26 protein-coding genes are annotated in these 18,254 nt (G+C 43.9%); 2 read left to right on the plus strand and 24 right to left on the minus strand.

Annotated elements, in window-relative coordinates; all coding sequences use genetic code 11:
- Positions 1-485: 485 nt before the first annotated feature.
- Entirely contained in the window at positions 486-716 is a 231-nt protein-coding gene (locus tag ACQQ6X_RS03430; RefSeq protein WP_013312131.1) for a hypothetical protein, read from the minus strand.
- Between the two features lie 194 nt (positions 717-910).
- Positions 911-1,525, minus strand: a complete 615-nt coding sequence (locus tag ACQQ6X_RS03435; protein ID WP_305168126.1) for a stage II sporulation protein M — start codon at positions 1,523-1,525, stop codon at positions 911-913.
- Between the two features lie 95 nt (positions 1,526-1,620).
- Between ACQQ6X_RS03435 and pdaB the strand changes: the two genes are divergently transcribed.
- Together pdaB and gerD are read left to right on the plus strand one after the other, a co-directional pair.
- Positions 1,621-2,400, plus strand: a complete 780-nt coding sequence (gene pdaB, locus ACQQ6X_RS03440) for a polysaccharide deacetylase family sporulation protein PdaB (RefSeq protein WP_063211137.1) — start codon at positions 1,621-1,623, stop codon at positions 2,398-2,400.
- A gap of 106 nt (positions 2,401-2,506) precedes the next feature.
- The gene (gerD, locus tag ACQQ6X_RS03445) at positions 2,507-3,235 is read left to right on the plus strand and encodes a spore germination lipoprotein GerD (protein WP_305168127.1); all 729 of its coding nucleotides are present in this window, start codon (positions 2,507-2,509) and stop codon (positions 3,233-3,235) included.
- A gap of 33 nt (positions 3,236-3,268) precedes the next feature.
- Here the strand turns inward: gerD and ACQQ6X_RS03450 are convergent, their stop codons facing one another.
- From ACQQ6X_RS03450 to rplF, 22 genes are all read right to left on the minus strand, one after another.
- Positions 3,269-4,375 (minus strand): Mrp/NBP35 family ATP-binding protein, encoded by a 1,107-nt coding sequence (locus ACQQ6X_RS03450; RefSeq protein WP_305168128.1) that lies wholly within the window; start codon positions 4,373-4,375, stop codon positions 3,269-3,271.
- A 58-nt stretch (positions 4,376-4,433) separates the two neighbouring features.
- Entirely contained in the window at positions 4,434-5,210 is a 777-nt protein-coding gene (gene cwlD / locus ACQQ6X_RS03455) for an N-acetylmuramoyl-L-alanine amidase CwlD (RefSeq protein ID WP_149034426.1), read from the minus strand.
- 68 nt (positions 5,211-5,278) lie between these two features.
- Positions 5,279-6,448, minus strand: a complete 1,170-nt coding sequence (sat, locus tag ACQQ6X_RS03460; RefSeq protein WP_305168129.1) for a sulfate adenylyltransferase — start codon at positions 6,446-6,448, stop codon at positions 5,279-5,281.
- 53 nt (positions 6,449-6,501) lie between these two features.
- On the minus strand, positions 6,502-7,194 hold the full coding sequence (locus tag ACQQ6X_RS03465; RefSeq protein ID WP_305168130.1) for a phosphoadenylyl-sulfate reductase: 693 nt from the start codon (positions 7,192-7,194) through the stop codon (positions 6,502-6,504).
- A gap of 1,225 nt (positions 7,195-8,419) precedes the next feature.
- Positions 8,420-8,812 (minus strand): 30S ribosomal protein S9, encoded by a 393-nt coding sequence (gene rpsI / locus ACQQ6X_RS03470; RefSeq protein WP_013373250.1) that lies wholly within the window; start codon positions 8,810-8,812, stop codon positions 8,420-8,422.
- A gap of 20 nt (positions 8,813-8,832) precedes the next feature.
- A complete protein-coding gene (rplM, locus tag ACQQ6X_RS03475) occupies positions 8,833-9,270 on the minus strand; it encodes a 50S ribosomal protein L13 (RefSeq protein ID WP_149034429.1) in 438 nt (145 codons plus the stop codon).
- Between the two features lie 183 nt (positions 9,271-9,453).
- Positions 9,454-10,239 carry a tRNA pseudouridine(38-40) synthase TruA gene (truA, locus tag ACQQ6X_RS03480; protein ID WP_305168131.1) on the minus strand — a complete coding sequence of 262 codons (786 nt, stop codon included), beginning with the start codon at positions 10,237-10,239 and terminating at the stop codon, positions 9,454-9,456.
- Between the two features lie 150 nt (positions 10,240-10,389).
- The gene (gene rplQ, locus ACQQ6X_RS03485) at positions 10,390-10,755 is read right to left on the minus strand and encodes a 50S ribosomal protein L17 (RefSeq protein WP_013373253.1); all 366 of its coding nucleotides are present in this window, start codon (positions 10,753-10,755) and stop codon (positions 10,390-10,392) included.
- 34 nt (positions 10,756-10,789) lie between these two features.
- A complete protein-coding gene (locus ACQQ6X_RS03490) occupies positions 10,790-11,734 on the minus strand; it encodes a DNA-directed RNA polymerase subunit alpha (RefSeq protein ID WP_013373254.1) in 945 nt (314 codons plus the stop codon).
- A 135-nt stretch (positions 11,735-11,869) separates the two neighbouring features.
- On the minus strand, positions 11,870-12,265 hold the full coding sequence (gene rpsK / locus ACQQ6X_RS03495; protein WP_007432559.1) for a 30S ribosomal protein S11: 396 nt from the start codon (positions 12,263-12,265) through the stop codon (positions 11,870-11,872).
- Between the two features lie 19 nt (positions 12,266-12,284).
- Positions 12,285-12,653 (minus strand): 30S ribosomal protein S13, encoded by a 369-nt coding sequence (gene rpsM, locus ACQQ6X_RS03500; RefSeq protein ID WP_007432560.1) that lies wholly within the window; start codon positions 12,651-12,653, stop codon positions 12,285-12,287.
- A 21-nt stretch (positions 12,654-12,674) separates the two neighbouring features.
- Positions 12,675-12,788: a 50S ribosomal protein L36 gene (gene rpmJ, locus ACQQ6X_RS03505; RefSeq protein ID WP_003333770.1), complete on the minus strand. Its 114-nt coding sequence runs from the start codon at positions 12,786-12,788 to the stop codon at positions 12,675-12,677.
- 118 nt (positions 12,789-12,906) lie between these two features.
- Positions 12,907-13,122: a translation initiation factor IF-1 gene (gene infA, locus ACQQ6X_RS03510; protein WP_006212898.1), complete on the minus strand. Its 216-nt coding sequence runs from the start codon at positions 13,120-13,122 to the stop codon at positions 12,907-12,909.
- Positions 13,123-13,124: 2 nt separating this feature from the next.
- A complete protein-coding gene (locus ACQQ6X_RS03515; RefSeq protein WP_013373256.1) occupies positions 13,125-13,433 on the minus strand; it encodes a KOW domain-containing RNA-binding protein in 309 nt (102 codons plus the stop codon).
- A gap of 9 nt (positions 13,434-13,442) precedes the next feature.
- A complete protein-coding gene (locus ACQQ6X_RS03520) occupies positions 13,443-13,982 on the minus strand; it encodes a M24 family metallopeptidase (protein WP_305168132.1) in 540 nt (179 codons plus the stop codon).
- A gap of 5 nt (positions 13,983-13,987) precedes the next feature.
- Positions 13,988-14,632 (minus strand): adenylate kinase, encoded by a 645-nt coding sequence (locus ACQQ6X_RS03525; RefSeq protein WP_149034433.1) that lies wholly within the window; start codon positions 14,630-14,632, stop codon positions 13,988-13,990.
- A 90-nt stretch (positions 14,633-14,722) separates the two neighbouring features.
- Complete coding sequence (gene secY / locus ACQQ6X_RS03530; RefSeq protein ID WP_063211157.1) at positions 14,723-16,021, minus strand: preprotein translocase subunit SecY; 1,299 nt, start codon at positions 16,019-16,021, stop codon at positions 14,723-14,725.
- On the minus strand, positions 16,021-16,461 hold the full coding sequence (gene rplO / locus ACQQ6X_RS03535; protein ID WP_013312149.1) for a 50S ribosomal protein L15: 441 nt from the start codon (positions 16,459-16,461) through the stop codon (positions 16,021-16,023). Before rplO ends, secY begins: the two co-directional genes overlap by 1 nt.
- A gap of 43 nt (positions 16,462-16,504) precedes the next feature.
- On the minus strand, positions 16,505-16,690 hold the full coding sequence (gene rpmD, locus ACQQ6X_RS03540) for a 50S ribosomal protein L30 (protein ID WP_013373260.1): 186 nt from the start codon (positions 16,688-16,690) through the stop codon (positions 16,505-16,507).
- Positions 16,691-16,702: 12 nt separating this feature from the next.
- A complete protein-coding gene (gene rpsE, locus ACQQ6X_RS03545; protein ID WP_013373261.1) occupies positions 16,703-17,200 on the minus strand; it encodes a 30S ribosomal protein S5 in 498 nt (165 codons plus the stop codon).
- 27 nt (positions 17,201-17,227) lie between these two features.
- Positions 17,228-17,596 carry a 50S ribosomal protein L18 gene (gene rplR / locus ACQQ6X_RS03550; protein WP_007432568.1) on the minus strand — a complete coding sequence of 123 codons (369 nt, stop codon included), beginning with the start codon at positions 17,594-17,596 and terminating at the stop codon, positions 17,228-17,230.
- A gap of 115 nt (positions 17,597-17,711) precedes the next feature.
- A complete protein-coding gene (gene rplF / locus ACQQ6X_RS03555; protein ID WP_149034434.1) occupies positions 17,712-18,254 on the minus strand; it encodes a 50S ribosomal protein L6 in 543 nt (180 codons plus the stop codon).

An 18,254-nucleotide genomic window follows, 5' to 3' on the forward strand; every position in this document is an offset into this window, starting at 1 on the left:
TACTCACCCGTCCGCCGCTAGGTTATTTAGAAGCAAGCTTCTAAATAACCCCGCTCGACTTGCATGTATTAGGCACGCCGCCAGCGTTCGTCCTGAGCCAGGATCAAACTCTCCATTAAAGACCAACTGAAGTTGGTTTATCGAAAGAGCGATTAGCTCATTTGAAACTGACGAGATAAAATATCTCATGTTTTGATTTTGCGAACAAAATCATTTTACTCACTCGTTGTTCAGTTTTCAAAGATCAAACTTTCATTGTATTTTACTTTGTTTCACCACCGCGTCTCAGCGGCGACTTTTATAATATATCATTTCTTTTTTAGTTTTGCAAGAGTTTTTTTAAATTCTTTTTTTCGAGCGAATCTTTCAAAAAGGAACGAAAGTTAATTTACCATGAATAATGAATAGTGTCAATACTTTTTTCGATATCAGAAAGTATATTAACTTTCTGATATCTTGTTTGATATAGTTCTTCTTTCATTTTTTCATTGTTTGGTCTGGGGGACTCGGCCTCTGCGCGCATATTTGGATAGTTCCTTGGCGGGTGCAAAACGGGCATACATGCGGAAGACTGTTTTATATCGAAGTGCTATTGCATAACGGATATCCTGATCCAATCGAGTATCACTCATGTCAAGCAGCATTTCATCTAGTTCCTTACGAAGAACGTAGTCAAGTTCCTTGCATTCCTTTTCGTTAAACAGCATACCCAACATTTGACCATACTCCCTTATCAGCAGATTATATAGTGCTTATATTTGCTCAATTAGTTGTTCCAAACTTTACCTATTTTTAAACTCAACTGCTAAGGTCTCAAACTTACTCCGATGCATCTTTAATCCTTTTCTTACGCTCTCCCCTTTGTTATGTTCAATTTTCGGGAAATATATAAATAATTGGCCATTTTATTTTAATGCGACAGTAAACGATAAGTTATGCCGCTCTCAATCGCAGCTGCTATAAACAGAAAGATGACAGACCATATGGACACGGTTAACGTTTGTCTCAAAAAATCCTTCCACGATGGACCATTACCTTTTCGTTTCATTCCTATACTTGCACCAATGGTAGAAATTATATTGGTTCCAAACTTTAATCCAAAGGCACAGGCGATAATCAAAATAGGCAATTCAATCACACCGTGTGGCAATAAACCTTTTACGACAATTTCATACATACTTCCTCCCATATCTGCCTGTAGGTGTACTACAAAGCCTAAAACCATTCCGTTCACAATTAAAAATATAAAGGGCACGATTCCAAAAAGAGCTCCAGCGAATATAACTAACACGCATTTGATTGCATTATTGAAAAAGATAAACACAAAAAAACTCCATTGTGGATGCTCAGAGTTCTGTAAACGTTGCGCCACTCCCCCGAGTCCCTCCACTTGTTGGGCCAAAATGGACTGAATAGTACCCGTACTTAACCATCCCACTACAATGCTTGCGCAGAAAAAAAGTGCAGAGGTCAAAATTAACCGTCTAGTTGTTCGTAAATGATGAAAAAATGCTTTTATACCCATTTGTTGATTCCTCCGTTAAGTCCAATGGAATAATTGACAACCCCTGGCATAGCTTTAAGTAAACAAGCACTTCTAGGATGAAAGGGGCATTAACTATGAGTTCTTTTTTCTACGTATTGAACGGCAAAAAAATCAAACGATTCCTGATCGTAATGGCTGCAGCCGTCTTTACTGCTGGAGTCATTTATGTAGAAACCGATAATGTTACAGTGTTTTCCGAGGAAGCACCAACAGCCATCTATAGTGTACCTACTGATAAAAAACTGATCGCTCTCACCTTCGACATTAGCTGGGGTGATAAGCGTACCGCCCCCATTTTAAAAGTTCTCGAAGATAAAAAAGTGACCAAGTCGACCTTTTTTCTTTCTGCACCATGGAGTAAAACACATCCAGAACTCGTAAAACAAATTAAAGAAAGCGGATTTGAGATTGGCAGCCATGGTCATAAACACGAAAATTATAGCAGCTTAAGCGATGAAGAGATTCGTAAGCAGATTTCAACGGCTCATACCACATTAACCGAGTTGACTGGACAATCCCCGAAGTTAATCCGTATGCCTAATGGTGACTTTGATAAAAGGGTTCTTCAAGTTGCCAGCACTTTGGGCTACAAAACCATTCAATGGGATACTGACTCCCTAGACTGGAAAAACCCTGGTACGCAAGTCATTATCGACCGTGTTGTAAATAAAGCCCATCCTGGAGATATCGTCCTCCTTCATGCCAGTGATTCTTGTAAACAAACTCATGAAGCGTTGCCCGTCATTATCGACAAGTTGCGAGCACAAGGTTATGAATTCGTAACTGTATCTGAACTGCTGCAACAGGGTACAGTAAAAGGTAAAGAGGTTCGCGATCAAGCTCTGGGTCTTTAAGGAGTTATTTTACATCGTTCTCAGTTAAAAACCAAAAACAACTCGACATATTTCTCCCCCATCATCCGCATACTATCCACATTCATGATAAAGGAGGAATACGGCCATGAATTGGACTCGTTTGCGATTTGTTAGCATGGTATGCGTACTGGGCGTTGCCCTGAGCGGCTGTGGCTCGGATCAGGGTTCTGCACCTCCCCAGAACAGTTATAAAGAGATGAAAACGATGGTTGTCGATATCCTGAAGAGCGATGATGGAAAAAAAGCGGTAGAAGAAGCTTTAACTGGGGAAAAAGGGGAGAAATCCGGTCAAAGTGGTGAACAAGGTGGCTCTGGGGGCAGCGTGGGAATGAAAATGCTGATGACCACGCAGTCAGCAGAACAGATGAAAACTGCAGTAAAAGATACTTTGGTCTCCCCAGAATATAAAAAAGAAATCGAAAAGATTATGACTGATCCGCGTTTTGCCGGAGAATTTGCCAAAGCTATCAATAGTCAAAGCAAACAGCTTCATATGCAGCTTATAAAAGACCCTTCTTATCAAAAATCAATTGAAGCGATGCTAAAATCCCCAGAATTGACCAAGATGTTCATGGACTTAACTAAAACTCCCGAATATCGCAAACAATCTATGACAGTCATGCATGATGCTATGCAGAATCCAATTTTTCGGCTTGAGGTTATGAATTTACTCAAAACTGTTGTACAAGAGGAACTTCAACCTAAGGTTGAGAAAAAAGGCGGAGAGCAAGGTGGCTCTGGGGACAAAAAGCAAGAAGGTGGTGGTGAAGGAGGAGAAGGCGGTGGAGGCGGCGGCCAAGGAGGAGGTCAGTAAAAAAAAGGCTGGTTCAAAAACCAGCCTTTTTTATTATTCAGATTCCATGTGTAACCTCGTAATTTGAGCAGCTATATCATTATAAATAGCCCCTGTCTCCGACTCCGGTTTATAGACGGATGGAGAAAAATCGGCTTCTGACGGATGATTATCTGGAATACCCAACGGAATTTGCGCCAGCAGCTTCGTATGAAGTGTATCTGCCAACATAGCCCCGCCTCCCCGTCCAAAAACGTAGTCTTTTTCTCCGGTGGAGGACACATAATAGGACATATTCTCCACAACGCCTATGACCTTATGATCCGTTTGAAGAGCCATTGCCCCCGCACGTGCAGCTACAAAGGCGGCCGTCGCATGTGGAGTAGTGACAATGATTTCTTCGCTCTGAGGGATCATTTGATGTACATCAAGTGCCACATCACCCGTACCTGGTGGTAAATCGAGGATCATATAATCCAGCTTGCCCCATTCGACATCACTAAAAAATTGTCTGAGCATTCTCCCCAGCATGGGACCTCTCCAAATGACCGGATTGTTTTCTCTAACAAAGAAGCCCATAGACATAATTTTAATACCAAATCGCTCTACTGGCTGAATGATACCATCTTCGACAGAAGGTACATCCTCTACCCCGATCATATCCGGCACACTGAATCCATAGATATCAGCATCAATTAAACCCACACGCTTACCCTGTCTGGCTAGAGCTGCCGCTAAATTCACAGCTACTGTCGATTTTCCGACACCACCTTTTCCACTTGCAATGGCAATAAATCGCACGCCAGATGCTGGGTTAAGCAGCTCATGTTCTTCCATACCCACAGCATGTCCTTTGGTCAATACCGGATCAGCTACCTCCCCGGTATCCTGTTCATTTTGAATAGTTGATTTTTCAGACTCAGATGCCTCACGAATACGAATATGGACGTTACTTAATCCCGCTTCTTCTAACGTCTGCCGGATTTCCCGATCCAGTTCTGACCGCGTCTTTTCCTGGCTATCCAGGGTAATAGCAGTCAATGAGATCCGATCCTCTTTAACAACGACATCCCGAATAAAATGGAGATCAATCAAACGACGCCCCGTTTGGGGCTCCCGTACTTGCTGAAGTAGCTCTATAACTTGCTCTCTTGATTGCATGAATAATCAGCACCTCTGCTTTATTGTTTATGTAGTGGTAAACACTTACAGTATACCACTATCTGGCTTCAGGTGCTGAGGAGGTCCCCTTTTCTCCTGCACTGTAACGCAAAATCCCTTTGTATATAGACGCAGCCACTTGTCTTTGATAGTTCTCGTCACTGAGTCTTCTAGCTTCTTCTGGATGGGACAAAAATCCGACTTCTACAAGGGCTGCCGGCATTTTGAGTGCCTTTAATAAATAGACTGTGTTCACGGTCTTAGCCACTCTGTCTGTATTTTCCAAATTGCGTTTGATTTCTTCCTGGATTAAGGACGCCAGATTCTCGTTATCTGCATGATTAGGTACGAAAAAGGTCTGAGCTCCACTCCAACGGCTGGACGGGATACTGTTCATATGAATACTTAAAAAGAGGTCCGCTTTCTGCTCCTCAATCATACGTACTCGTTGCTTTAAATCCTCTGTTTTTCTTCTGGAATAGCCTTTTGTTTCTTGCTGTGCCAGATCGCGGTCATCCTCACGTGTCATGACGACAACAGCTCCTGCTTGCTGCAAATAATCACGCAAATAAAAAGCAATCGCCAGATTAATATCCTTCTCAATGACACCCTCTTTGCTGACCGCTCCTCCATCAGGCCCTCCGTGCCCGGCATCAATAGCAATTACCTTACCAGTAAGCGGTAGACTCCAGTGAATCCAGGCTCTCGAAGCAGGTATCTCATACAATGTCAACATGATAAATAGAACAGCGAGACAACAGCCTAAAAGCATTTTTTGCAGCGTCCGATATCGAATCCACAGTGTAACCTCTTTTTTACGGTTGTTTTTTTGCATAACAAAACGCCTCCGTCCTATACAGATACTAATAATCTATATGGGACGAGGCGTGTAGTTAGTACAACTCAGGCATGAACATATTCTTTCATACCTTCAATCAACACTTGAGCGACTTCTGGTCGTGTAAATTCAGGTGGCGGACAAACCCCGGAACGCAACAATTCCCTTACCTTAGTACCAGAGAGCGTCAAATGATGCTCCTTGGGATGTGGGCATGTTTTGCTTGAGGCCATATTTCCACATTGGGTGCAATAAAAGCTGTGTTCAAAAAACAACGGGGTAATCCCCAGCTCTTCAGGTGTAAAGTGCTTGAAAATTTCCTGCGCTTCGTAGGTACCATAATAGTCCCCTACACCGGCATGATCTCTTCCGACGATAAAATGAGTGCAGCCAAAGTTCTTTCGCACAATAGCATGGAAAATAGCCTCTCTAGGACCAGCGTAGCGCATAGCAGCAGGAAAGACTCCCAGAAAAGCTCGATCAGCCGGATAATAGTTGTCCAGCAACGTAAGATAGCTCTTCATACGCACATCTGCTGGAACGTCATCTGACTTGGTCTCTCCAACGAGTGGATTAAGAAATAACGCATCCACAATTTCCATGGCGCTTTTTTGGATGTATTCATGTGCCCGGTGTACCGGATTTCGCGTTTGAAAACCGACCACTGTCTTCCAGCCCTTTTCAGCAAAAAGACTACGTGTCTGTGCTGGTGTGTAATAAAATTCGCCAAATCGGGTAGGCTCAGGTCGATTCAGCACTTGTACAGTTCCGCCTACATAGGTAGCAGGTCGATCTAACAGTTTGTTTACACCAGGATGAGCGGGGTCATCCGTCTTGAATACATATCTTGCTTCCTCCGCCTGATCCACCTGATAAATACTCTCAATATCAAGTACAGCGTAGATTATGCCATCTGTCTCCCCCACCAAAGCAACCTGCTGGCCTAGTTTCAGTTCACTGGCTATGCTTTCTGCTACTGCAAGAGTAATGGGTATACTCCAGACTGTACCATCAGCGAGCCGCATATCCGCTACCACAGAACGATAATCTGCCTCATTCATAAATCCTGTTAATGGAGAAAAGGCCCCCACTCCAATCAAGTCGAGATCGGAAATTGTCCATGAGTTTACAGGGATATGAAACAAGTCACTTGCAACCTGCAACAGCGCTTCTTGCTCGGGACCTGTAATATTTCTATTAACGAGCGTTCCGCCATGCGGAAGAATTGCAGTCATAATGCACTTCCTTTCTATTCATAAATAAGTCTCAGAGCTACCTGCACACCATTTTATTGGTGAAGCCCACACTCAGTTTTCTCATTGCCTGACCAGCGGCCCGCACGTGGATCTTCCCCTGGCAGGACTTCGCGTGTGCATTGCTCACAGCCAATACTAGGATAATTACGGTCATGCAATGGATTATACAGTACTTCATGAGTGCGAATATAGTTCCATACGTCCTCAGAGGTCCAGCTCGCCAAGGGGTTAAATTTAACAAGGCCAAACTTTTCATCATACTCTACCTTTTTTGCATTTGCACGAGTAGGTGCCTGATCGCGGCGAATACCGGTAATCCATGCATCGTATTGAGACAGAATGCGTGTCAGCGGCTCAACTTTACGTATACCACAGCATGCATTAGGATCTGTTTTCCATAGCTCCTCTCCATGCTCCACAGCTTGCTCTTCAGGAGTGATTAAGGGAGAGACCCTAATAAAATCCAGATTGTATTTAGCTTTCATCTGATCTCGCGTGTCGTAGGTTTCTTGAAAATGAAAATCGGTGTCCAAATAAAATATGTCGGTAGCAGGACTAATTTTTTGAAGCATATCTACTAGCACTACATCTTCTGCTCCGAAGCTACAAGCAAAAGTAAGGTTCGGAAATGTATGAACTGCATACTGGATAATTTCTTCAGGCGTAGCCTCTTCGAGTTCACTTGCCTTGACTCTAATTAACGCTTCTTTCTCCAATAAATTCATTATCAATGCGCCTCCATATGAAGATTCATAAATAAGTGCCACTTCAACAATACCGACTAAACTAATAAGATTAAATACAGTATAAAACTTTCATATTCATTGTCAATCTAAGAAAAAACGTCATGAGGTAAACATCGGTCCTCTCGCATTATGCAGAAACGCTGTTCTATCAGCATTCTTTAACGCTCTCCTGCATACCCATCCAAATTCATTTCCTTTATATAAAATATTCTTATACCAAACACTTGAAAATTGTCTTAGGTTGACGAAAGCGCCTTTTCTACTCCACATGAACCAAAGAATATGCCCAATACGCGTTTGCCATCGTATTCTTAACTAGAATGGGTTATTACGATCAGATAAACATATCTGAGGAAAAAATCGTTGTGCTTTTGATCCATAATTAGCCTTAGATTTGACCCAGAAAATATATTTAGGTTCGGTTGTCATATTTACATATACATTCAAAGATGATGCATACGTGGCCAGGATCAGCTCAAGTTAAGCCAGCACTTGACTACAAGGTTACACCCAAAGAATCCCACACCAAATTGGAACTCTGAAGACAATCGAGCTTTCTATTGAGAAATTAATAAAAAATGTACCCTCTTAGATCGCTAGTAAGCCCCTATTCGCTCCTATAGGGCGCACAAAGCCCTTCTTGAGGAATTATTGCGTTGGATACAAATAAGGCCATAAACGTAACTGGAGGCCTATTTCAAGCCCCTTCTTTATGGTTAGAGAAACTCATCATCATTGCTGCATTACTTAGTCGAGAGATGGCAGTAGTAAGCTAAAAATTAATCTTCAGTTAGTACAAACAAGCAAAACAATGTATCCTTGCTGTATCCTGGACGTTCCCCCAACAGCTACACAGAAGAAAATAGACATTGCTCAGCCAAAAGAAATCCTTAAGCCCTTTATCAAATTAGGTAAGACTAAAAAAGCTGAACTACACTTAGTCACAGGTTATGAACAATACAAGATAAACCATGCTAAAACAGCAAACTATATTTGTGCATAACCAAATCGAACTTAGTAGCATCGTGGATAACTTATGTATTCTGTACAATGTATGCTGCTAATTATGTATCTGCAGGACAAATGAGGCCATGAAATTCTAGGACAGATCTATTTATCCACATATGGTTAATAAGAACAGTTAATGATCTATATAAAAAAAGAACCCTTTCCATATGGAAAAGGTTCTTCTGTATTCGAAATATTAACGTTTCGAGAATTGTGGTGCACGACGAGCAGCTTTGAGACCGTATTTTTTACGTTCTTTCATACGTGGGTCACGAGTCAAGAAGCCTGCTTTTTTCAAAGCTGGACGGAATTCTGGGTCTGCTTTCAACAGAGCACGGGAAATACCGTGGCGAATTGCGCCTGCTTGACCAGAGATACCACCACCGTGAGCGATAACAAGTACGTCATAGCTACCAAGTGTTTCTGTCAGATTCAGTGGTTGTTTTACGATCAGTTTGAGAGTTTCCAAACCGAAATATTCATTAATATCACGCTTATTGATGACAATGCGTCCTTCACCCGGTACGAGACGAACACGAGCTACCGAATGTTTACGACGACCTGTCCCATAGTATTGTACTTGTGCCATGAAACTGTCCTCCCTTTTAATTATCCGCGAAGTTCGTAAACTTCAGGTTTTTGTGCTGCATGTGGATGCTCTGTACCTCTGTAAGCTTTAAGTCTCAGCTTCATTTTGTCGCCTTGACGAGTTTTAGGAAGCATACCGTGAACAGCCAATTCCAACATACGTTCAGGTTTGTTCTTAACCATATCTTGTGCAACTGTTACTTTCAGACCACCTGGGTGCATGGAGTGACGATAGTATTTCTTGTTCTCCATTTTTTTACCGGTCAATACGATTTTCTCCGCATTGATTACAATAACAAAATCACCTGTGTCCACATGTGGTGTAAATTGTGGCTTATGTTTGCCGCGAATCAACGCAGCCGCTTCGCTTGCCAGACGGCCGAGCGTTTTGCCTTCGGCATCAATGATGTGCCAGTTGCGCTCAACTTCATTTGGCTTCGCCATATACGTAGTACGCATGAAAAGTATCCTCCTTAAGTTCGTTAACAGAAATCATCATTTATCTTCGTTCGTTAAGTTGCTGCATTATCGATGGATTAGATGTTGCTATAAAGTGATTATCTTAAATGGGGCTGTGGGAAAGCCATTAAGAAAACACAACTTTTATATTACAGGATAACCATCAATTCTGCAAGGGAAAAATCAATGTTTTTTGATGTTTTCTTCATACTCTACATTCCAGAGCGTTAAAGCGTGTCCAACGGCCGTAGGGCCAGCCTTTGAACGGTTTTTCGCCTCCAAAATGGAAGGAATATCATCCGGCGATTTTTTGCCTTCTCCCACTTCCAGCAAAGTCCCCATTATAATTCGAACCATGTGCTGCAAAAATCCGCTGCCTGTAATATAAGTATGAATAATTCCCTGATCATCCGACCCTGGACGTGAAAAGGAATGATCTACCGTTATATAGGCGTCGTAAATAGTACGAATATGATTCGTCTTTTGGGAACGTCGGGATGCGAACGAAGTATAGTCAAAGGTGCCAATTAAATGAGCCAAGCCTTTTTCCATCGCTCTTACATCCAGCCTCGTTGGATGATGGGCCTGTGTACGACGATGAAAGATGTCTGGAAACCGGTTCGCATTAATACTGTACCGATACGTCTTTCGCTTCGCCATGCGGCGTGCATGAAAGGACAGTGGCACCTCTCTCGCATCCGTAACGATGATATCACGAGGCAGCCAGGCATTAAGTGCCAGACACCAGCGATGTACCGGAATCGGCGATTCAGTATGAAAATTGAATACCTGCCCGTATGCATGCACACCTGCATCTGTACGTCCTGAGCCTGTAATTTTAAGACGTTCGCCCGTCAATGAGTATATAGCATTTTCAAGACAGTCCTGAATGGTATTGCCACTGGGCTGCGTCTGAAAGCCATCATAGTGGGTTCCATCATAGTTCACCTTCATGCACAAGTTCCGCATGCTTCTCACACCTTTACGGGGTATTCTCTGGTCTTACAGGAAATAACCGAACATAACAAAGGAGAAGCCCCTCAAGGACTCCTCCAAGAGAAAAAAAGGGTTGTTCAGAATCAAGCCGATTCTGTCCACCCTTCCCTCATCTTCGCCTGTTTACGCGCGGTCAACCAATTCCAGATATACCATTGGAGCGGCATCGCCACGACGAGGTCCCAGTTTCAAGATACGAGTGTATCCACCTGGACGCTCATTGTAACGTGTAGCCAATTCGCTAAACAGCTTTTGGATTGCATCCTGCTCACCATCCAAAGTTTCACGGCGAACGAACGCAGCCACTTGACGACGTGCGTGCAGATCTCCTTTTTTCGCTTTGGTGATCAGTTTTTCAGCAATAGAACGAACTTCTTTCGCTTTAGCCTCAGTAGTTTGGATACGCTCATACAAGAACAGATCGGTTACCAAATCACGAAACAAAGCTTTACGGGCACTGGAATTGCGGCCCAATTTTTGGTATGCCATGTAGTTTCCCCTCCTTCACAAAACCGTTGCTGTGCTATTCTTCCGTACGAAGTCCTAAACCAAGTTCCTCGAGCTTCTCTTGTACTTCTTCCAAAGATTTGCGACCCAAGTTGCGGACCTTCATCATATCTTCTTCAGATTTAGTCGTGAGTTCTTGTACCGTATTGATACCAGCGCGCTTAAGGCAGTTATAGGAACGGACGGAGAGATCCAGCTCTTCGATCGTCATTTCAAGAACTTTTTCTTTCTTGTCTTCTTCTTTTTCGACCATAATTTCTGCATCTTTTGCTTCATCCGTGAGACCCACGAATAACATCACATGCTCGGTCAAAATTTTGGCTCCAAGGCTCACAGCTTCTTCAGGACGAATAGTTCCGTCCGTCCAAACCTCAAGTGTCAGCTTGTCATAATTCGTAACCTGGCCGACACGCGTATTTTCTACGCCGTAGTTCACGCGTGCAATCGGAGTGTAGATGGAGTCGACGGGAATGACGCCGATCGGCTGGTCATCACGTTTATTCCGATCCTGCTTAACGTAACCGCGACCGCGATTGGCAAAAATACGCATGTGAAGTCTCGAACCCGGTCCGAGCGTTGCAATGTGAAGATCCGGATTAAGAATTTCCACATCACTATCCGCACGGATATCACCTGCCGTTACAACTCCTTCGCCTTCCGCATCGATTTCGAGTACTTTCTCTTCATCTGAGTGGATTTTAAGCGATAAAGCTTTCAAGTTCAGAATGATCTCCGTTACGTCTTCCTTCACACCGGGAACCGTTGCAAACTCGTGCAGAACCCCATCGATTTGAACCGATGTAACTGCTGCCCCCGGCAACGAGGATAACAGAATACGGCGAAGCGAGTTTCCAAGCGTCGTGCCGTATCCGCGTTCCAGCGGTTCTACTACGAATTTTCCATAGGTGCCATCATCATTGACGTCAACCGTCTCAATTTTCGGCTTTTCGATTTCTATCACTGCAATATCCCTCCTTCAAAACGTCGCTCCTATATGAAACATTCACCTTATCCATAGTCTATCATGTAGTACACCTAAACATCCATTCTTGGCAGTTTGTGCCGGATCTATACTACACGCAGAGGAGAAATCTCATTAGACGCGACGACGTTTTGGAGGACGGCATCCGTTATGAGGTACCGGAGTTACGTCTTTGATCAGGTTAACTTCCAGACCAGCAGCTTGCAAAGAGCGAATTGCTGCTTCGCGACCTGCACCAGGTCCTTTAACCATGACTTCGACAGTCTTCATGCCGTGTTCCATAGCAGCTTTAGCAGCAGTTTCTGCGGCCATTTGTGCTGCGAATGGAGTAGATTTACGGGAACCACGGAATCCCATGCCGCCTGAGCTGGCCCAAGAGATTGCGTTACCGTGTGGATCTGTGATCGTAACGATCGTGTTGTTGAACGTGGAACGGATGTGTGCCACGCCACTCTCGATATTTTTACGGTCACGGCGTTTTGTGCGTACAACTTTTTTCGGTTTAGCCATTGAATGTTATCCTCCCTTCTTATTTCTTCTTGTTCGCTACAGTCCGACGAGGACCTTTACGGGTACGAGCATTAGTTTTAGTACGTTGTCCGCGAACAGGCAATCCACGACGGTGACGAACACCACGGTAGCAGCCAATCTCAGTCAGACGTTTAATATTCAAGGAAATTTCACGACGCAGATCGCCTTCTACTTTAACTTCTTTGTCGATCGTTTCACGTAATTTGCTCACTTCATCTTCAGTCAAATCACGAACACGCGTGTTTGCACTGATGCCTGTTTCCTTCAAAATTTTCTGAGAAGTCGTCTTACCGATTCCGAAAATGTAAGTCAAGGCGATCTCAACGCGTTTGTCACGTGGCAAATCCACACCAGCTATACGAGCCATTTTACGCTACACCCCCTTCTATTAACCTTGTTTTTGTTTGTGTTTCGGATTTTCGCAAATAACCATTACATTCCCTTTGCGGCGAATGACTTTGCATTTCTCGCAAATAGGTTTTACAGAAGGTCTTACCTTCATGTTGATTACCTCCTCCAAGCTTTACCCTGGTAAAACTCGCTTCGTGAACATTCACATCGTTTTGCCGAGCAAAACAAGTTTTTTTAAATGACATACGTTTAATAAAAACCTGCATGAATTACTTGCGGTACGTTATACGGCCTTTGGTTAAATCGTAAGGCGATAACTGTACAACCACCTTGTCGCCTGTCAAAATACGGATAAAGTGCATCCGCAGCTTTCCGGAAACATGAGCAAGAATTTGATGACCGTTCTCCAGCTCTACCTTGAACGTAGCGTTCGGCAGTGGCTCGATTACCGTACCTTCAACCTCAATGACATCTTCTTTGGCCAAAGTCAGTCTCCTTTCTCTTCAGCTTGGTATTCGGACGAGTCCAGGAAAGTTTTCACTGCATGCCGCAGTTTTCCGTTCGTCACCCGACCGCTTTCGTTTAAACTATTTACAATCTCGCTACTAATCTTTGGCTGAGGCACCAAATGAAGAACATTTTTCTTCTTCGCTTGATCAAACTTTCGTTTATCCCCATCCGCAATATACACAAACCTGCTATCTGCTATTGAAACGACAACCGCTATCTGTCCGGCACCTCTGCCCTTCAGAATCTTCACCAGCTGACCGATTTGCAGGTTTCCTTGCTGATTCATTCCGATCACCTACGCACTCAGTTTCGTGAAAATGTCCATGCCGTCCGCCTCGTCCGTCACCACTTGCTTAAAATGAGCACAAGAGATTACGTCCATCGTAACGACCGTCCAGTTGTCTTCCAGCGTCCCTACAAGGTGAGCACCTATTGGAATCATTGATTCAATAGCCAGCACAATGCCGGTTTTCAGCCTCGACCCCTGTTCGGGAATACCACGGTTTGGATTCTCAATATATTGCCGAATGGCATGCGACATTGTAAACTGGCGAGGTTTTGTAATGACATCGCCTTTGTTTAACTTGCGTTTGCCGGGAAATCCGTGCACCAGTTGTTCGTTGACTGAAGCGCAAATGCTAGCAGGAAAACCGTTATAACCTTTAAAAGACGGCACAGCTCCCTGACTGCGAATATACCGATCAGCTAAATGATCAAGTTCACCGGTCGTAATACCGGGCTCGATGTTTCCTGCTAGAAAATGATCCGTTTCCGTATTCATTTTTCTAGCTTTCCTCATAAAGCTTGATTCCGTCCCCGACTTGCAAATGATCATTACAGCTAACCCCGCAACAAGGACACGATATTTTGGGAAACCACATCAATATCCTGTTCTCCGTCAATATGACGCAGAAGATTCTGGTTCTCATAAAACGTGAGGAGTGGTGCTGTTTTATTACTATATTCGTCAAGTCGTGTTCTTACGCTATCTTCGTTATCGTCAGGACGCTGATAGAGTTCACCACCGTCTTTATCGCAAATGCCTTCAACCTTAGGAGGATTAAAGACAATATGATAGCTAGCTCCGCAGCTTTTACAAACTCGCCGTCCTGTGATTCGTGCCAACAAATTGTCACGATCCACTTTCAGGTTGATGACATCATCCAGTTTCGTATTCAAACGGCCCATAATTTGATCCAATGCTTCAGCTTGAGCTAAAGTTCTTGGAAAACCGTCCAGCAAGAAACCCTTCTTGCAATCAGGCTGCTGCAACCGTTCTTCGACGATACCGATTGTTACATCATCCGGAACAAGTTCACCCTTGTCAATATACTCTTTGGCTTTAATGCCAATAGGTGTTCCCTGTTTCATCGCTAGGCGAAAAGCATCACCTGTCGAGATATGAGGAATGCCGAACTCCTTCACAATGACATCTGCTTGTGTACCTTTACCAGCCCCCGGAGGGCCCATGATCAAAATATTCACAATCTGTCACTCCTCAAGACGACCCCTACACAAGAAACAGCACAAAAGGTGCCGGTAAGCATGCGAACATCCTAAGCCGGTACCTATTGCCTATTTGTTGATGAAGCCTTTGTAATGGCGTTTGATCAGTTGGCTTTCGATTTGCTTCATCGTATCCAATGCTACACCAATAATGATGAGCAATGAAGTACCACCAATTTGCACGGAACGAGGCAAGCCCGAAAGCGAACCGAAGAATACCGGCAATACGGATATGACTGCCAGGAACAAAGCTCCTGTCATTGTCAAACGTGACATTACTCGTGTCAAGTATTTCTCCGTGGCTTTACCTGGGCGAATACCTGGAATATAACCGCCGTTTTTCTTCATGTTGTCGGCCATTTGCTGCGGATTCATCTGTACAAAGGTATAGAAGAATGTGAAACCGATAATCATTACGACATACAAAACCATGCCTAGCGGCTTGTCATAATACAAGTAAGTGGTAACCCACTTAGCCCAAGCATGATCTGCCCAGAAACTCGCAATAATTGTCGGGAATTGCAGCAATGATACCGCAAAGATTACCGGAATAACGCCTGCCGCATTGATCTTCATCGGAATATGCGTATTCTGGCCACCGTACATTTTGTTGCCAACTACACGTTTCGCATATTGTACTGGGATTTTCCGAATACCCTGTTGGATGTAAATAACACCAACAATAATCAGAACAACTACCAAGGCAATAATAATTGCCTTCAGAATATTCATAAACAGTTGATCTGCTTGAATAAACTGAGATTCTACAATCGTACGAATATGTCTTGGAATACCTGCCGCGATTCCTGCGAAGATTACAATAGAGATACCATTGCCGATTCCCTTTTCAGTAATTTGCTCACCTAGCCACATAAGGAACGTAGTTCCTGCTGTAAGCACAATGGCAATAACCAGATAATCTGCAAAAGTAGCGCCTGGAATCATCGCTGCACCGTACAGTCGATTGAAACCAATCGACGTTCCGAATGCTTGGATCAAGCCCAGTATTACAGTACCATACCGTGTAATTTGAGCCAATTTCTTTTTACCATGCTCTCCTTGTTTAGCCCATTCCGCAAGTTTCGGAATCACGTCCATTGACAGCAACTGTACAATGATGGACGCTGTAATATACGGCATAATCCCGAGGGCGAAGATTGAAAACTGATACAATGCGCCCCCTGAGAAGGTGTTAAGGAGTCCAAATAACTCGCTTCCTGCCTGATCCTGAGAAGTAAAGACCTGTTTATTCACGCCGGGAACCGGCACGAAGGAGCCAATACGATATACAAAGAGTATAAACAGGGTGAACAGGATTCGGGTTCTAAGATCCTCAACCCGCCATATATTTTTCAGGGTCTTGAACATTAGATCACCTCGGTTTTACCGCCGGCAGCTTCAATTTTCTCTACCGCAGATTGAGAGAACTTGTTCGCTTTAACTGTCAATTTCACAGTGATTTCACCGTTACCCAGAATTTTAATTCCGGATTTCGCGTTCTTCACAATACCATTGTTCAGCAAAAACTCAGGGCTTACTTCTGTACCCGCTGCAAAACTGTTCAAATCTTCGATATTCAAAACCGCATACTCTTTACGAGTAGGATTTACGAAACCGCGTTTAGGCAAGCGACGATACAGTGGGTTTTGACCACCCTCGAAGCCCGGACGTACACCACCGCCGGAACGAGCGTTTTGACCTTTATGACCACGACCAGAAGTTTTACCCGTACCGCTACTAGGACCACGACCCAAACGTTTACGTTCTTTGCGGGAGCCTGGAGCTGGGGAAAGCTCATGTAACTTCATCGTTCGTTGCACCTCCTTGATTATTGTTTAAAAACTTTATTTCTTAAGCTTCGATTTCTTTAACAGAAACCAAGTGGCTAACTTGATTAATCATCCCGCGAATTGCTGCATTGTCGGGTTGAACTACTTTATGGTTGATTTTACGCAAGCCGAGCGTTTTAACAGTCGTTCTCTGAGTACCAGGACGGCCGATCAACGAACGAACGAGGGTAATTTCTAATTTCGCCATGATATTCCCTCCTTAGCCCAGCAGCTCTTCGATAGATTTGCCGCGCAATTTAGCAACATCTTCAGCGCGTTTCAAGCGGGACAAACCTTCCAAAGTCGCATTGACCATATTCATGGAATTCGAAGAACCCAAAGATTTTGTCAAGATATCACCTACACCAGCAAGTTCCAGTACAGCACGAACTGGACCACCAGCGATAACTCCAGTACCTTCCGATGCCGGTTTCAACAGAACCCGGCCAGCACCGAACTTACCTGTAACAAGGTGAGGAATTGTTGTGCCTACGAGTGGAACGTGAACCAGGTTTTTCTTAGCATCTTCAATACCTTTGCGAATCGCATCAGGTACTTCGCCAGCTTTACCGATTCCAGCGCCTACCCAGCCGTTGCCGTCGCCCACTACTACCAGAGCACTGAAGCTGAAACGGCGTCCGCCTTTGACAACTTTAGCTACACGATTAATATTTACTACTCTTTCAGTCAGTTCCAAAGTATTCGGATCTACACGCAAGTCGTTAACCTCCTTTTGAGAAATGTCTTAGAATTCAAGGCCTGCTTCGCGAGCTGCATCAGCCAAAGCTTGAATCCGTCCATGATACAAGTATCCACCACGATCAAATACAATGTTTGCATGGCCTTTTTCTTTCGCACGTTTAGCAACGAGTTCGCCAACCTTACGAGCTGCTTCTACGCTGCCACCGTTTTTGATTTCGCTGCTCAGTTCTTTATCCATAGTGGATGCAGAAACCAAAGTTACACCAGCAACATCATCAATCAGTTGTGCGTAGATATGCTTGGAAGAGCGGAATACGTTCAAACGAGGACGTACAGCCGTACCTTCGATTTTCTTACGTACACGCAGATGTCTTCTGACACGCGCTTTATTTTTATCTTGTTTTGTAATCATCTCAAGTTTTCACTCCCTTCAGTTTGCCTTTTAAGTCTTTATACTAAGACGCACTGGGTAAAAAAGAAGTACGAAGTCTTTCAAGCAGAAAGACCGCACAAAGTCGGTAAGAAACTTATTTCTTCTTACCGGCTTTACCTTCTTTACGGATGATGCGCTCGCCTTCGTATTTAATCCCTTTACCTTTGTACGGTTCAGGTTCACGAACGGAACGGATTTTAGCAGCATAGGCACCTACACGCTCTTTATCAATTCCGTGAACGATGATTTTAGTGTTCGAAGGAACTTCGAACTCGATGCCTGCTTCCGGTGAAATTTCAACCGGGTGAGAGTATCCAACGTTCAGAACGATTTTATCTCCGGATTTGCTTGCACGATATCCGACCCCAACCAGCTCCAGAGATTTTGAAAAGCCTTCAGTTACACCACTTACCATGTTGCTGACAACGCTGCGGGTTGTTCCATGCAAAGAGCGGTGAAGTTTGTTGTCCGAAGGACGAACTACATTAATTTCATTATTTTCCACAGTAACGGACATGTCTTTATGAAGCTCACGAGTCAATGTTCCTTTAGGACCTTTAACTGTGATCACTGTGTTGTTCAAAGTCACGTCAACACCAGTTGGTACTGTGATTGGTTTACGACCAATACGGGACAT

The organism is Paenibacillus ottowii (assembly GCF_050516475.1).
GTDB classification, from domain to species: domain Bacteria; phylum Bacillota; class Bacilli; order Paenibacillales; family Paenibacillaceae; genus Paenibacillus; species Paenibacillus ottowii.